The organism is Microbulbifer maximicatervae (SeqCode) (assembly GCF_052467505.1).
Genome location: NZ_CP174313.1, coordinates 5,123,633 through 5,140,038, shown reverse-complemented (window position 1 = coordinate 5,140,038; position 16,406 = coordinate 5,123,633). Strand labels below are relative to the sequence as shown.

13 protein-coding genes are annotated in these 16,406 nt (G+C 47.7%); 6 read left to right on the top strand and 7 right to left on the bottom strand.

Translation table 11 applies throughout. The annotated features are described in order from the left end of the window. Window positions 1–4 precede the first annotated feature (4 nt). The gene (locus tag ACJJIN_RS22430; protein WP_444896266.1) at window positions 5–1,921 is read right to left on the bottom strand and encodes an IucA/IucC family protein; all 1,917 of its coding nucleotides are present in this window, start codon (window positions 1,919–1,921) and stop codon (window positions 5–7) included. Window positions 1,922–2,088: 167 nt separating this feature from the next. Here ACJJIN_RS22430 and ACJJIN_RS22425 point away from each other — a divergent pair, with 167 nt between their 5' ends. Beyond that, window positions 2,089–3,285 (top strand): MFS transporter, encoded by a 1,197-nt coding sequence (locus ACJJIN_RS22425; RefSeq protein WP_444896265.1) that lies wholly within the window; start codon window positions 2,089–2,091, stop codon window positions 3,283–3,285. Window positions 3,286–3,369: 84 nt separating this feature from the next. On the opposite strand, the gene ACJJIN_RS22420 is transcribed toward ACJJIN_RS22425, so the two are convergent. Both ACJJIN_RS22420 and ACJJIN_RS22415 read right to left on the bottom strand, forming a co-directional pair. Next, window positions 3,370–3,879, bottom strand: a complete 510-nt coding sequence (locus ACJJIN_RS22420; protein ID WP_444896264.1) for a GNAT family N-acetyltransferase — start codon at window positions 3,877–3,879, stop codon at window positions 3,370–3,372. Window positions 3,880–4,004: 125 nt separating this feature from the next. Continuing rightward, entirely contained in the window at window positions 4,005–4,208 is a 204-nt protein-coding gene (locus ACJJIN_RS22415) for a hypothetical protein (protein WP_444896263.1), read from the bottom strand. 137 nt (window positions 4,209–4,345) lie between these two features. Here ACJJIN_RS22415 and can point away from each other — a divergent pair, with 137 nt between their 5' ends. From can to ACJJIN_RS22395, 4 genes are all read left to right on the top strand, one after another. Continuing rightward, entirely contained in the window at window positions 4,346–5,002 is a 657-nt protein-coding gene (gene can, locus ACJJIN_RS22410; RefSeq protein ID WP_444898283.1) for a carbonate dehydratase, read from the top strand. Window positions 5,003–5,095: 93 nt separating this feature from the next. Next, window positions 5,096–6,712 carry an FAD-dependent oxidoreductase gene (locus ACJJIN_RS22405; protein ID WP_444896262.1) on the top strand — a complete coding sequence of 539 codons (1,617 nt, stop codon included), beginning with the start codon at window positions 5,096–5,098 and terminating at the stop codon, window positions 6,710–6,712. 103 nt (window positions 6,713–6,815) lie between these two features. Beyond that, window positions 6,816–7,328: a flavin reductase family protein gene (locus tag ACJJIN_RS22400; protein ID WP_413663130.1), complete on the top strand. Its 513-nt coding sequence runs from the start codon at window positions 6,816–6,818 to the stop codon at window positions 7,326–7,328. 159 nt (window positions 7,329–7,487) lie between these two features. Continuing rightward, entirely contained in the window at window positions 7,488–8,219 is a 732-nt protein-coding gene (locus ACJJIN_RS22395) for a glycerophosphodiester phosphodiesterase (RefSeq protein WP_444896261.1), read from the top strand. Window positions 8,220–8,345: 126 nt separating this feature from the next. Here the strand turns inward: ACJJIN_RS22395 and ACJJIN_RS22390 are convergent, their stop codons facing one another. From ACJJIN_RS22390 to ACJJIN_RS22380, 3 genes are all read right to left on the bottom strand, one after another. Beyond that, the gene (locus ACJJIN_RS22390) at window positions 8,346–10,973 is read right to left on the bottom strand and encodes a TonB-dependent receptor plug domain-containing protein (protein WP_444896260.1); all 2,628 of its coding nucleotides are present in this window, start codon (window positions 10,971–10,973) and stop codon (window positions 8,346–8,348) included. Window positions 10,974–11,330: 357 nt separating this feature from the next. Further along, a complete protein-coding gene (locus ACJJIN_RS22385; protein ID WP_444896259.1) occupies window positions 11,331–12,896 on the bottom strand; it encodes a M28 family peptidase in 1,566 nt (521 codons plus the stop codon). Between the two features lie 472 nt (window positions 12,897–13,368). Next, entirely contained in the window at window positions 13,369–14,790 is a 1,422-nt protein-coding gene (locus ACJJIN_RS22380) for an amidase (RefSeq protein ID WP_444896258.1), read from the bottom strand. A 246-nt stretch (window positions 14,791–15,036) separates the two neighbouring features. On the opposite strand from ACJJIN_RS22380, the gene ACJJIN_RS22375 reads away from it, so the two are divergent. Then, on the top strand, window positions 15,037–15,597 hold the full coding sequence (locus tag ACJJIN_RS22375) for a DUF2799 domain-containing protein (RefSeq protein ID WP_444896257.1): 561 nt from the start codon (window positions 15,037–15,039) through the stop codon (window positions 15,595–15,597). A gap of 279 nt (window positions 15,598–15,876) precedes the next feature. Here the strand turns inward: ACJJIN_RS22375 and arfB are convergent, their stop codons facing one another. Continuing rightward, entirely contained in the window at window positions 15,877–16,296 is a 420-nt protein-coding gene (arfB, locus tag ACJJIN_RS22370; RefSeq protein WP_444896256.1) for an alternative ribosome rescue aminoacyl-tRNA hydrolase ArfB, read from the bottom strand. Window positions 16,297–16,406: the final 110 nt, after the last annotated feature.

The following is a 16,406-nucleotide window of genomic DNA, read 5'->3' as shown; positions in this document are numbered from 1 at the left end:
ATCCTTATTGCTCTACAAGGGCCGAGCTACCAGGCTCTGCGGCAAAAAGCTTGTCAGCTATCTTCAGTGGGTTATCCATTGAGTGGTAAATTGATAAAGGGTCTTCACTCGTTGTTTCGTTCATACCAATAACTGCACATTGAAAGTTACCCTTTGACCAGATCTGAGCAGATTGGAGTAAATATTCTAAACAGCTACGATCTCGTCGCTGACCGTCATAAAGAAGCTGCAAGCGTTCACGAAGTTCACTTAACAAAGCACTTTCGCTTACAAGTCCGGCAGCAGCGATGGCGGAAATTAGTCCAAAACAACTATTCACAATAAGGTAATAGGCGAATAGACGATTAGCCATTTCCTCATTAATAACATTTTCACTATTTTGAGCAAGATTTGGTAAATAGGGCTTCAATAGCTCTTCACCGAGATGACTATAACCGCTACCTTGACAGTCGCGGAAATAACCAGCGATAGGCATGGAACCATTAAAACGCAAAATTAAGTTTTGTTGATGAGCCCCAAATAAAATTCCAAAATCAGCTTGAGCAATTAACAGTGGCTCTATCACCGCATCGAGAAAAGCATTAAACCATCGTTTTGCAGCAATGGCAGAAGATAGGTTTTGTTCCATTGCCAACTGAGAGATAAGTTGAGCTGCGCGACAGAAATCAGCGTCTGGATGGTCTTGAGTTAAAGTTGCCAACAAACAGGTGTTTTCTGCTGCCTCACCGATGAATGGGTTCTCACGGAACATCACCAAACTCTCGATCACCGGGTTTCCTGACTCATCCGCTAACATCAAGTAGGCGGGTTCAGCTAAAACCTGGAAATTTGGGTAACGGCGTGCAAAGTCTTGCCCAATTGGCGTGTCTCGTACTTTCAAGACCTCCAGTCCCCTCACCATCTCCTTCGGCTGCAGGGTGCGCACCGAGTTAGTCAGGCGCAAGCTGAGAGAAAACTTCAACATATAGGGGCTCTCAGCGCTGTACACTGCACGCAAAGATGACGTCGCCCGCCAAGCGCCCGAGCCAACACCCAGCTCAACAACACTGCCAGTTGAAAGTAATTTGGCAATTCTTTGGTCACTCTGTAATTGACGCCACTGCCAAGGGTGAGCGGGCACAGCTACAAAGCCCTCCGGCGGCAGGGGAGCACCATCAGTTACTCGCACCAAACCCGCTAGCTGACCTTCTGAGACTCGCGCTCCGCTAGCACCAGATAAAAACTTGGGATCTACCCCTAACCACATCAGAGAAAAGCTGTTGCCAAATTCCGGCGCAAAGCACTCAGCATCTTGATCGGTAAAGGGTTCCCTACTCTTTGGGGTAGGGTGAATAGAGTGACCACAGAGTAGAGCTTGTTCTGACTCACCAAAAGACAACACATCACCAAACAAACGCTCCATATCTTTGTTGCGCGTCTGTAGGGCTTGGGTCATATTGCGAACGCTAGATTGCACACGCTCCACAAATACCTGTCGTGATTCTTCTCCAGCGCCGGGGAAAAAAGCTGACTCGTCGGCGATCAAACGGGCACACTCAGCCATTGATACTTCTTGGCTTTTCCCGGAGGTCTGCCGCCAAACCATTGGCAGCTCAAATTGATGCCTGCCACACTCGCTTCGGTAGATTAGATTGAGCCAAAGCTCAGCGCCAGTGCTCGGTAATGGCACACAAACTGCGGGAACCCTTATGCCTTGGGGGAGTGACACACCGCTCTGCTCGTACCATTGACCACATTCGGTCTCACGCAATAGCGCATTAAAAAAGCAATTAGCCGACAACCTTTCGCCGGCACATTTGACCTTTTGATCTTCTACAGTCATATTGACCAACTGTTCAGAGGTGGTCAGGCTCAATCCTTGAGCATCAGAAGCTCCTGCGGAGACGCCCGGCAAAGTCCCGTCGAGATCTGGATTATTCATGAGTAAGGTTCTTTTACAGAATTGTAATGCGAATGATTTGTATTTTTATTATCATGTCGTGAAATTTGGTACACATCAAGCTTTTTAATAGGGAAATTATTCGGCTGAGAACCATTGTTTAGGACAAATTTGACAATTGTCCCTAGTTTTATCCCTCTGGAGCCCGAATGCGGAAATCCCTTCACTTCCAAAAAATAAACTGGATTGTTGCGAGCCAGGGTGCGGCCCAGGTCATATTGCTGACCCAGATTCCATTAATCATCGAGTATTGCGGGCTGGATTTAGCCACTCTCGGCGCACTAGTTGCAGTCAGTACTTTTTGCCTGATGATTGCGGGCCCAATCTGGGGAGAGCTAGGCGATAAAATTGGACGGAAGCCAATTCTGCTAGCTGGGCTCAGTGGGGCACTACTATCCCAGATCCTGTTCGTTGCCCTGCTCGTCGCCCTGGCTCAAGGGTACTTGGAAACAGATACAGCGCTTGTGGCCCTGGTTGCCAGCAGAATCCTTTATGGATTAAACGCCGCCGCAATTTTTCCTTGCTGCCAAGCTTGGGCCCTAGAGCTGGGAGAGAAAAACCAACAACTGTCAATTCTCTCAGGGATCAGCGCTGCTGCAAATTTAGGGCGAGGATTAGGCCCCTTACTTGCCTTACCGACCCTTCTAGTGGGTAGTCTTTGGCCCTTACTTTGGCTGGTCCTCCTGCCCTTTTCCGCCCTAACCTTAACGCTTTTTTTACCTCGAGTTCCGGGCTGCACAATAGCTGAAAAGAAAGTCGAAAAAACTCACTTTCCCACTACAACTATTGGGCTTTTCGCGATAGCACTGCTGGGCACAGTAAGCATCGGGCAGCTACAAGTTGTTATGGGGCCAGTACTACAAGACTTATACGGATTAAGTGCATTGGAGGCATCATCGACAACCGCCATTCTTCTTGCTGCTGTCGCCATTTGCGGATTCTTTGTCCAGATGCTGTTAGTTAGAAAAATAGCGCGCCCACTAATCAGCTTTGTAATTGGGGTTCTGTGTATATGCCTGGGCACTACATCACTATCACTCGCTCTAGGCAGCTCCCTTGCGGTGCTAGGCTTGATTCTATTTGTTATTGGTATCGCCTTCTTAGTCCCTGGCTACAGTGCCCTATTAAGTCAAGGGCAACAGCGCAACGGCCGCTTGTTTGGCCTTTTGTCACTGATGCATACCGGAGGCTACACAATTGGCTTTGCAATGGGCGGATGGCTCTACGAAAAAAGCCCTTCGCAACCTCTGGCAGGGATGCTACTTAGTGTTAGCCTAATTGCAGTTCTCACATTAATCAGCCTGGCCATTTCTTGGAAAAAAGCGCCTAAAGTGAGCGCAACCTAACTCCTGGGAAGGTAGCTCAGCAATTACCTGACTAAACGGGTAATTGCTGTCTGAGTGGGGGATCCGAGTGCTCACCCTACAAAGTTAAAGGTAGCGCTGCCAAAACTCAGCTTGCCCCTGTTCTTCATCCAATGTGTATGGCTTAAAGCCGGTCTTAAGATAAGCCGCCTGAGCAGTATAATTTTTTTGCAGAACTTCCAGGGTAAGTTTGCAACAGCCCCTCTTTTTTGCCTCTTTCGCCAGAAAGTCGAGCATGGCAGTGCACACCCCCAGACTTCGAGCAGTTTCACTGACAATAACATCGTGGATATTAACCAGCGGCTTACATAAAAAAGTAGAAAAGCCAGTAAAGCAATTAATGAGCCCTACCGCACGCTCCCCTCGATAAGCAAGAACACTAAAAGCCCCAGGAAAATCTCTTAATGCCGGCAATAAACTAGAGCGGCAGTGATCACTTAGAGACTCACCACCGCCAAATGGATCTCGGGCATATTCATCCATCAAAGCCAAGATATCACTTGCATGTTGCGAGTCGTCGTAATTCGCCAAATCAATCTTTAATGCGGTACCAGCTTCACAATCTGATAAAACCATAAATATTTTTTCCTACCTCCGCAATTACAGCGAAAAAATGCCTTTACAGGCGCCTGATAAGTAAGAGCTGTTGGAGAGCATACCAAAATAATGACCTGTAGCGATCCCAGGGAAAAATAGTAAACTCAATCGGTAAGCTCTGCATTCGCTGTTTCTAAAGTCTCTTTAAAATCAACTTTGTCATCACTCACAAAGTACTGTAAGTAACTGCGTAACCGGGTTCGTCTCGCCAATAACTGGCGCACCCTGAGGCGATGTCGACCTGCCGTCTTAGAGTGTCGAGTGACTCTTTGCCGCCTGCCGGGGACTGAGCTTTTTTTTCTTCCCATGATCCTGAAATCCTTATTAGACCAAGTTTAGGCCGTTAGTCACATTTAAGACTAGACCAAGTTTACTTGGCGCACACGAGCAAAGCCGCTATTCTGCTGTCTACATGTCCAAATGGTCACTTCAGGATACAATCGCATTGCACCCGCTTAACCACTTATTACAAAATAACCAACATTGGTCCGAGGCTACCCGTCAAGAAGAGCCAGACTTTTTCCTTCAATTATCTGAACAGCAAAGCCCTGAATACCTGTGGATTGGCTGCGCAGATAGCCGCGTTCCCGCCAATGAGATCGTCGGCCTTTTACCCGGCGAGCTTTTTGTTCACAGAAATGTTGCCAATGTAGTCGTTCACTCAGACCTGAATTGCCTATCAGTACTCCAATATGCTGTGGAGATCCTGAAAGTAAAACATATTATTGTCTGTGGTCATTACGGTTGTGGCGGCGTCCAGGCAGCCCTCAACAATGATCAGCTGGGCTTAATTGATAACTGGCTGCGACATATCCAAGACGTTAGGGATAAACATCACACTTTGATCGATATTTTTCAACAACAGCAGCGTACAGATCTGTTGTGTGAATTAAATGTCCTGGAACAGGTGATACACGTGTGTCAGACAACGATCGTTCGCGATGCCTGGCGTGCGGGTCAAGAACTCACCGTCAACGGTTGGGTTTACGGCCTAAAAGATGGCCTGGTACATGATTTGGGTATTTCAATTAAGCACCCGGGGGAAATTGCTGATATTTATCAAGGTGCCCTTAGTAAAATCTCTCAGCGCAGCACTGAATAATACTATTGCCCGACTGCCTTCGTTTTTACCACTATAAATGGGGTTAACCCGGTAGTTTTAGCTACCGAGCTCAGCTCTGTTTGGTGAAAAAACATGTCGGCATACAGAAAGTGGCAGTGCCAGAACTGCGGCTGGATATACGATGAGTCCAAAGGTTGGCCCGAGGATGGAATTCTTCCCGGTACTCGCTGGGAAGATATACCTGAAGACTGGTACTGCCCGGAGTGTGGTGCAGCCAAACAAGATTTCTCCATGCTGGAGATTGGCGCCGATACCACTCAAGCCCGCTTAGCTAGCAATGATGGCTTTCGAATCTGGGAGTGTATGGTATGTGGCTGGACATACAATGAGGCCGAGGGATGTCCACAAGATGGCATTGCTCCCGGTACTCGTTGGGAGGATATTCCCGACGAATGGAATTGCCCTCAATGCGGCGTTAGTAAACAAGAATTTGATATGGTTCTTGTAGGCCAAGCCCCCATCGCCCCGTCCCCTTCAGCCAACCAAAACACAACCACTACAACCTCAGCACCTTTAGTTATTATTGGCACAGGGCTAGCCGGGTATAATCTGGCGCGAGAGTTTCGCAAACTTACCCCCCGGTCCCCCCTCCTGTTAATCACTGCCGATGATGGAACTTTTTACTCCAAGCCTTTGCTGTCAGCCTCTTTCTCTCACGGCAAGACTGCACAGCAACTCAGGACTTCCAGTGCTGAAGATATGGCTCGCGAACTCAATGCACAAATTCTGGTTCACACGCGGGTAATACATATAGATCGCCAAAATAGAACTCTGACGATTCAGCAGGATGGTGCAGAGCATGTATCCAAGATTCCCTATGGAAAGCTAGTTCTGGCAACCGGGGCCAAGTGCCGCAAACTTCCCCACTATGAGGGGGATGCCCAATCACATATCTTTCGCATAAATAATCTCAGAGACTACCACCGTTTTCGCACTGCCGTGGTGGGGCGCAAGCGCATACTACTCCTGGGCGCTGGTTTGATTGGCTGTGAATTTGCCAACGATCTGGTACAGACCGGCTTCGCAGTGGATCTGGTTGACATGGAGCAATGGCCACTGGCGACACTGCTGCCGGAAGTCGCCGGGCGCGATCTGCAGAGAGCCCTGGAAGACTATGGCGTTCGCTTCCATGGGGGCTCATCATTAAAGCGTATCGAGAAATTGAGCACCGGTTTCCGGGCCCAGCTGAGTAATGGAGAGCAAATAGAAGCGGATGTCGTTCTCGCCGCACTCGGACTTGAGGCTAACACCGGCTTAGCCTCCATGGCCGGTATCGCCGTGCAAAGAGGTATTGCTGTAGATCGATATCTGCAAACAAGCGATCCCGATATCTACGCCCTGGGGGATTGCGCAGAAATAGACGGCCATCAGTTACTCTTTGTCGCCCCCCTAATCAGCTGTGCGAAGAGTCTGGCACATACTCTGTCAGGAAATCTGACTCCCGTTTGCTTTGGCGTTATTCCTGTGGCCGTAAAGACAACCCTGCACCCAACTACCGTTTGCCCGCCAAGCCCTGATACCAAGGGGACTTGGCAAATCAACAAAGAAGATTCAGGGGTTTGCGCCGAATTTCGCGACGAAAAGGGCAATTTAATGGGTTTTGCCCTTACCGGTGGTGCGATCGCCCTCCGGGAAAGGCTCAGTCAAGAGTGCCAGCCAATTATGAACGATCAGTCAGAAAATGACTGATAATCATACTTATTTTAATAGCTATTCGAGGTAAAGCGCGCAAACCGTTAACTTTTGCCTTAAAATGGCGGCCCTTCAAAGTTTTGGTACAAGTAGCCTTAGTATGACGACAGAGAAAAGCCGTACGATTTCCCCGTCACCCGAGCAAAGCCGGCTACTGCGGGACACCCTCGGCCACTTTGCTACCGGTGTAACTGTCATTACCACTCAGGATACCAATGGCCAACCTGCCGGCATGACGGCTAACAGCTTTAATTCCGTTTCCCTGGACCCCGCCCTGGTTCTATGGAGTATCGATAAGCAGTCCATGGGCTATAAAGCATTTACCACCCGGGAGCACTTTGCCGTGCATATCCTGCGAGCAGACCAACAACATGTCTCAAACCTATTTGCTGGTCGAGGGGCAGACAAGTTTGGACAGGTCAACTGGTATGAAGGCCCCAATGGTATACCTCGCCTAGAGGAGTGTGCAGCCTATTTCCATTGCCGCCGCGCGCAGTGCATTGATGGTGGAGATCACACAATATTGCTTGGAGAGGTGCTGGAATTTGCCGCTTTTGGTGGTGAACCCCTGGTCTTTCATCAAGGCTGTTATCGTGCATTGGCTGGAGAGTAGCAGCTCACTTTTTGGAGCCTAATCACTACCCAAAGGCTATAAAAATAATTTTTTAATGCCAATTAACCAGTATTTGGCAGAAACTTTGGTGTTGCATTAGTGACCTCGTAATAATTTAAGGGCAGTCTGAAGCAAACCATGAAAATGGACTGATAAGCCATGACTTCAACTACGCTCTTCTGTTTCGCCCACCGGGGCTATCAACAGCGAGCCAGTGAAAACACTCTCCAAGCAATCGGGCATGCGTTGGAACTCAACGTCGGGGGTATCGAAATTGATGTGTGGAATATTGGTGGGCAGCTTCTGGTCAAGCATGACCGGCGACTCGGACGCCTAATCGCGGGCTCTGAACTCATCACTGAAATGCATCCCGATGCCCTGAAAGAGAGACCTCTCCCTTGCGGGAATAAGGTCCCTACATTAAGGGAAGTCCTGGAACTTGTGGGAAATAGTGCCCAACTCAATATCGAGCTGAAAGGGCCTAACTGTGCAGCCCTTTTCGCGGATGAAATCCACACCTTTACGCAGGATACTGGTGCAAACTACGAGCAATACATCGTCTCCTCTTTTGATCACCGCCAGTTGTACCAGTGCCTGCAATTAGCTCCTGAGGTTCGGCGGGGAGTTCTGGTTTCCGGTGTTCCCCTCGATCTTGCAGCCTGCTCTGCTCCATTAAAGGCCTATTCATTACATACGAACGTAGATTTTATAAATGCAGATTTAATAGCCGATGCAAAACAGCGCGGGCTTAAGAACTACGTATTTACCGTCAACGACCCCAACGATTTGATACTGTTGGCAGCTCAAGGTATTGATGGGGTTTTCACTGATGAACCTCAAATCGTATCCGATTTTAATGCCCGTGTTGAATTCACAAAAACTGGCACTTAGACGTTGGAGAAGATCCCCTTCACCAATTAAGAGAACAGACAGTAACCCGGGACAATTACCGGGCTACTGCTCTGAGTTAAAGCAGGAAAAGACTCGAGGCTAAATAGTCTCCCCTATTTATACAGCTTAAAACTCTGCGCTAGCACGTAAATACCAATAACCACCATTAAAGCCAAATGGTGATGTGAGGGCATGGCGTACCCCGAGATATCGCAATGTGGGCTCCTGCTCATCATCAGGCATTACGTCAAAGATATTCTCGCCCCCCAGCGACAATTTATAATTTTCATACAGCGTAAACGTCGCTTCGATATCAACGAGAATTTCACTGCCATAACTATAGGTATCACTGGCATCCCCAGCACCAAACAACCCGCCTGTTGATTCCCAACTGCCATAGCGATTAAAACGCAGGTACCCTGCAAATAAATCACCCGTATCCAGATCAAAAGTTAAAGTCGTTCGATCACTGGGAACTTGGTTTTCCAGGTCAAATACCCGTGAGGCATTGATGGTATTTGGCGTAACACTGGTAACTTCCTGGCGATTGTGATTGTGGCGTAAATCCACCACCAATAAACTTTCAAAAATCTCGAAATCACTGGTAACTGCCAGATCTATACCAGACACTTCCGAGTCATAAGCATTGACGAAATAGTTTGCATTGCTGCCGTTGAGTAGTGCTGCATTTTCTATACCGGCATTTTGCAACAGAATCACTTCGTCATCTCCGATGGCATTGTTGCGCAGAGCCAGGCGATCCTCGATGTCGATGTTGTAGTAATCTATTGTCACACTGGTATTGTCCAGTGGGGCAAAAACCGCACCCAAGGTGAAACTGGTGGATTCCTCCGGTTCCAGCTCAACGGCTCCGAGCGCTGATGCCACCGGATGAGCCACAGGATAGGTTCCATTGGGTATCAGGTTGCCACTGGAGTCTGTCGTAGTAGTAACATTTAAGGTATTCACCTGTCCGGGTGTTGGCGCCCTGAAACCAGTATTTACCGTCGCTCGAAATGCCAGTTGTTCATTCACATCATACCGTGCTGACAATTTCCAATCCGATGTCGAGCCAAACTCATCATATTCCTCTAACCGTAAAGCCGCTCCCAAAGTCAGAGCCTCAGTCACATCGGCTTCAAGGTCAATATAAGCTGCAATACTCTCGCTACTGAAACTGCCCAGCGCTTCAATCGGGAAACCCTGAAAACCATCTGAACCCACACCAAAGTACGCAGCAGTTGGGCCTACCGCAGTGGACGCTGCATCCCCCCTACCAATTGAGTAAGTCTCTTCACGCCACTCAGCGCCGAATGCAAGGTTCAATGGCGAAGCAAAAGCCATGACATCAATGGGGTAGACAAAATCCGCATTGAGGCTGGACTCTTCCTGCGTGAGGGTTCCCGGCTTGAAGGAAGTAGGAGACAAAATACCCAAACTTGGATTGATTGAATTTTTCAGGACATAGTCCACTTCATTTTCAGCCAAACGTCCGCGTAGATCCCAGGAGAGGCCATTGGCAAGCTCTCCACGCGCCCCGAATACAGCAGCGATATCATAAATATCTGCACCAAATTCAGGGTTGTAGCCGCCGGGGAACTGAGTATAAATTGGGTTTCGCAACACGTACCCACTGTCGCTGGAAGTATCTGCTACCAGGTAATCCGAGGGGTTTAGGCCTTGCTCCAAAATAGAATCCACTAAAGACTGGGGAGCTGGGTCGGGCATGTAGTCGATACTATTCGGATCAAGGGGATCATTAGGGCTGTCTACTTGCAGGGTACCTCTCGCAGTAAACTGGTGTTCTGGGTCGAGCACCGGTCCACGATAGAAAAAGTCAGAAATTGTTTCATTTTGTGAATAACCGAAATTTCCATAGAGCTCTACCGAATCAGAGATCTCCAGGCCGCTGTTAATAAAAAACTTCAGGGACTCAACATCGGGATCACCCCATCTCTGACCCAAGCCATCCAGTGGTACTAAATTATTTCCCACAACTGATCCTACCTGTTGCGCATCTGGCCGCGCTTCGCTGCGCCAGGTTTTATCTGCGCGGGAGAATTCAACGGTGCCATTAATAAATCCTGCATTACCCAGCGCAAATCCCGTATTTGCGGCAATACTCATCCGGGTTCCATCCCCCTCAAAATATTCTCCTGTCTGAGCTGATAAGCTAAATCCCTCTGCATCATCCTTCAGGATAATGTTAACAACACCGGCAATCGCATCGGAGCCATATTGTGCTGAAGCGCCATCACGCAAAACCTCAACTCGCTCTATAGCCATAGAGGGCAGCGCAGAAAAGTCGACGGCTTGGGCACCCTGGTTAACTGTGCCCAGGGGGGCAAGCTGCAAGTTAACCAGCGCAGAGCGATGGCGGCGAGTTCCATTGACCAGTACCAAAGTTTGATCTGGGGATAAATTACGTAAAGTTACCGGGCGGATAAAAGCGGTGCCATCAGCAATTGGAAATCTCTGCGTATTAAATGAAGGGGCAATTTTTGCCAGGGACTCAGTAAGATCAAAGCTCGCTTGATCCGCAATGTCCTCTCCGCCAACCACATCTACCGGAGAAAGAGTCTCGGTGGGAGATACACCCTCTTTGCGTGTACCTGTGGTTATCACTTCCTCCATTGCCCGATCAGCAGTATTAGAGGCACCCTCTTCCTTTTCCTCAGCAATCGCATACCCACCAGAGTTAAAAATCGCAACTGCCACCGCCAATGACAAAGGTCTCAACAAGTAACGCTTCATATTCACCACCCTCTCTTCTCATTATTAACATCAAACAGAACATCACCGGATAATTCATCAAAGCAATGCACATCAAATTAGATCCGTGCAGGGGTTAAACAAAAAAAGCGGCATACTGACGTTCCGTTAAGTTGCATCCATGCCAGAAATTAGTGCACGCCTAGGGTAGATCTTTTACGCGATTAAATGTCAACTTCCAACAAATCAAAAAATTAATGTCGCGATATTTATTTTAAAAGGAGGAGGTACACGTTTAGCAAATGCCAAAAACTGCCAAACGTGACTTTTAGAAAGGCTGAAGCAAAAGTGACAGCAATGAATTCACTTAAAAAAATAAATAGGTGAAATCAGCACCGTCTATTGAGGTGTATAAGTAACGTCAACCTCATAATCCGATCCCAGGCGACTGTAACCCCGCACCATAAAATAGGCTTCACTCTCACCACTTGGCACGGTTAAGGAACAGTTCTCAGAGCTATCTCCCTCATAGGGACGGCAATCGTAATAGCGCCAAGTAGGTGCCGCACCAAAACGGACATATAGATCGGCATCATTAGTACCGGTCATATCCGCGATAAAATCTGTACCGGGCGTTACACTGAGAGGTCCATAGTGATCCTCCGAACCTCGACCCACATCACCACTAAAGGTTTCTGTTTGTTCCTCACCGGGGTCTGGATCGGGATCGGGGTCCGGATCGGGGTCTGGGCCCGGATCATCCCCTATATAACCCTTGGCCAATTCAGCGACATAGGCAGCAGCAAGCTTTCCAAACTTCACCGCATGACTGGCATCTCCACCACTATTAGCGAGGGTATCACTTGAAGTGTGGATATAAGGGTTTGAGCCATTAAAAGTCGCCTCAAAAGGAAAGGAAACCGGATAACCCTGGTTATACCAAGATGCGTGATCAGAACACGCATAACCACAATAAGTTGTTCCAACAGTAAGGCCGCTCAGGTAGGTCTGGGCCAGATCCTCAAGAAAGCTATTCTGGGCACTATTGGTGTAATCTCCAATAATATAGATATCACTATTTGAGCCATAGTAATTAGTCATATCCAACTGCAAAGCACCTATCACATTTTTATTCTGTGATTTGTAATCGCTGGCAATATCATCTGACCCCCGCAGCCCCACTTCCTCAGCAGCGTACCCCATAAAAGCCAGCGTTTTATCCGGCTTATAGTCTGTAGCGACAATTGCATGAATGACGTCAGTCAATGTTGCTATGCCAGACGCATCATCGTCAGCCCCCGGCGCTCTCGTACCTTCACCAGTGCCAAAACCGACCGTAGAATCCAGGTGCGCCCCCAGCACGATAATTTCATCCGGGTCAGTTTGCCCCTGAATCGTCAAAATTACGGAGGGTTGCGCCCAACTATGGCTATAAAGTTCGACAGAGGCATCACTTCGTGAATTCGTTAATGCCTGCCACTCATCCCTTATCCACTCAGCACCATCCACGCCGGTTGAAGTGGTGTAATAGCGATTAGTAAAATTCGACAAACTTTGAATAGTCGACCGTATATTAGACTCTGAGATCTCTGCTTGCAGGGCGTTAACCACATCTGTATTATCAATAGAGTAAGCGATCACGTTATTCACTGTTGTCGTCAGCGATGAAATCTGGGCAGCTTCTGCTTCCTCCAATGAGTCATGTACCATAAAGCCGCCACAACGGTTATGGTTGATGTGCATCAGAGTCGATATTTCGGAAAGATTCTTTTCATTAACTTTTAGAATAGTGACTCCGTTACGTTCCTCACCTTGAATCGCGAGTGGTTGCTTAGCAACCAGGCTACTGTTTTGCTTTAAGGTTTTATAACCATCACTACCTATAGTTATCCACAGCTCTTGTGCCATAACAGCGCCGGGGAGTGCAAGAACCCCAACTAAAGACCTACTAATAATTTTTTTCATTATCTTCTCCACATTAAGTTAGCCCCCTGCGAATCCCTGATATTTCAAAAACACAGGCAGGCAATAAACACACATGCAAGAAGCCTGCACAAACAGCAGTTTTGAATCTCAATAATATTCAAATAATACAAAAATCAATAAGGATGGAACTACAGGCCATACCTATAAACAATCGCGGACAATCCAGAAATATTTTTATTATTCGAATTTCGAAAAGCGCAGAGAGAACAAACAAAACCGGATTGACCAATCCGGCAAGGAAAAGCTAGCACATTCAAATAAATACTAAAACAATTTGGCATCTTTCAGCGTAAGAGCCGCAATAAACTTTAAGCGGATCACAAATACACAAAAAACATAGAATATAAAAACACTATTAATAGCAAATAGAACTAGGAATAATTTCTGAACTAAAGGGTTTTTCAGCCCTTTATTTTAATTAGATCTACAAGAAGAATTTTAAGATTGCAACTCACACAGAATCTACCCAATCAGGAATCCTCCTTTTTAATCCCTGCTGGCTTTGTAAAACAGCGGCTGCACATAAAACGGTCTCATCAGCATATTTTCTGCCTACTATTTGCAGACCTATTGGCAGACCATTCCCTGAAAAACCGCAATTGATTGATATTGCCGGATGGCCTGATAAATTGAAGGGGTAGGTATAAGGTGTCCAGGAATACCATAGAGAGCCTGGATTATTATCCGGCACATTGGCCCCAGCACTAAATGCGGTAATGGGTAAAGTTGGGGTCACTAACAGATCATATTTCAGAAAAAATTCCTGTAATCGCTCGACAAAGTTATCTCGCCACTTCAGCGCATCGAGATAATCAGGTAAGGATAATTTGTCCGCTTGTTCTGCGACCTCTAACAATTGGGGCTCCACCAGTTGGCGCCTGGTACTATCCATCGCCCTAAAGATACTCGCTATTCCCGCGCAAAATAGACAGCCAAAAGCTGCACTAGCATCATCAATACCTGGGTCAACCTCTACAACTTCAGCACCCAATTCCTGGAAGTGCATTACACTAGCAGAAACGTTGCTCACCACCATGGGGTCAGGTTCTACGTAACCAAGACTGGGGCTGTAAGCAATACGCAACTTTCCTGTTCTTTCAATCAACCTTCCCTCTATAGCTGCAAGGAAATCAATGTTCCGACGTGGTATTGCGCGGATATCCCGGTGATCCGGTTCACTGATTACATTCATCATCAGTGCACAGTCTTCCACCGTCGATGCTAAGGGCCCCACATGCACCAGGGAGGAGAAGGTACCTAATGGCCAATGGGGAACCTGCCCATAACTCGGTTTGAACCCAACCGTGCCACAAAAGCTGGCAGGAATCCGGATAGATCCACCACCATCAGCCCCCACAGCTAGAGGGCTCAATCCCAGTGATACTGCAACCGCGGCCCCGCCACTCGAACCACCTGATGTCTTATCCCTATCCCAGGGGTTTCTCGTAATACCGTCTATGGCATTATCCGTCACCGCCTTCCAACCAAACTCCGGTGTCGTGGTTTTCCCTATTGGTATGTACCCATGGCGTTGCAAAGCCGCAATGCAAGGGGCCGCACAACCCAATGTTGTCTCTGGGTCAATAATTTGGGAACCGAAAACTGTCGGCCACATCGGCGTGTAAAAAACGTCTTTTATTGCCACCGGCACTCCGTCAAGCAACCCTTTGACAGTACCAGACATATAGCGGCGCTCAGAGTCCCGTGCGTAGGCAATGCTGGTCTTCCTGTCTATCAGACAAAAAGCACTGACATGCCTATTTAGCTTCTCAATTTGATTGAGTAGCCCCTCGACAACCTCAACCGGCGAAAAACACTTCGCCCTGTATCCGCGTAACAACTCGAGAGCAGTCATCCCAACGAAATCGCTCATTGACCCAAACTCACAATTACCGGCCCCTTAACACCATCAGACTAGTCGTCAGCGGAAACTTATCGGCGCCACGGTTGGTAGCAATTTGTTAACATAATGGCCATATGAAACTAGCGCTTCAGCTGCCAGTCAGGATCAATTGAGTAGGCTGTAGCAAAACTAATGAGATGGAAAAACACCGTGAAGTCTACTCCTACAATTGCCCTCCTCTTATTTTTAGCAACCTCAATCTCAGGGTGTGCCACCATGAGTGAAGATGAATGCTATGTCGCAGATTGGCAGGCAATCGGGTATGAGGATGGCGCAGCGGGAAGGGACTTATCCTACCTGGGGAGACGCCGCGAATCCTGTGCAAAATATGGCGTAACGGTCAATACTAATGCTTACCGGGGTGGGCGAGGTGAAGGGCTGGAGCTTTTTTGTACCGAGCTGCGCGGATTTGACCAAGGGCGCTCCGGTAACCACTATAACGGTGTCTGCCCCGCGGACCTCGAAGGATTATTCCTGCGGGGGTACAATTCAGGCCAGGATATTTTTCTTGCCAAGTCAGCCGTTGAGGAAATTGTGTCGGCAATTCACAACCTGGAGTTGGAGAGAGAACACATTCTCGATGACATGACAGAAATTGGTGCAATGTTGGTCGATGAAGCAATCGACAATTCCGAACGAGTAACACTTATCGCTGACGTCGCTCGCCTAAAGGTTAGGCACTCTGAGCTAGGAATGGAAATAGCGGACTTACAATACGAACTAATGCAACGGGAGGCAGAGTACCAGCAAGCCCTAGCCCGCTCTCCTTACCTATAGGTCTCTACCCCATCGAGGATACCTCTGCGGTCACTCTAGTCCGCAGGGGTTAACACCTATATAGCTTATTCCAATCAGCACACATCCTTCCCAGATTTACGCCACCCTCTGTGAGTAGCTAAGGAATTCATATTAGAAAAGAAAAATAGGTCGGCTCTACAAATAATTCGATTGCACTAGAGCTGAGTTATCACCCTACCCGCCAACTAGAACATCCGTACTAAGGGCCAAGTGGTAGTAAAGCTTTGTGAAAATTTTTCCCTTTTCTAGGGAACTGTATTAGTGCTGATCTTTTACCTTACCCCTCATTGATTTCACCTGAGAACGACGATTTTTTGCTTGTAAACGGCGCTCCTTGGCACCTCGACTGGGCTTGGTAGCCACACGAAACTTTGGCCTGAATGCGGCTTTATCCACCAGCTCCTGTAATCGCTCTAGGGCATCTGCACGGTTTTTTTCCTGGGTCCTAAACCTCTGGGCCTTGATAATCACCACTCCATCTGAAGAAATACGCCGATCTTTGAGCTTCAAAAGGCCATCTTTAATTAGCTGAGGAAGTGAAGAAGCCTGAATATCAAAGCGCAGGTGAATTGCACTGGAAACTTTATTTACATTTTGGCCACCGGCGCCTTGAGCGCGTATCGCACTCATTTCAATCTCATCTTGAGAAACCAATATCCTGCCTTTTCCATAAACCATAAATATCCAAAGCCTGAGCTACATCGTTTTACTAAAAATACAAAACTCTATGACTATTTTGCCCAAATAGTGCAGCTATTAACCAGTCCCGCCACACAGATACAATTCGC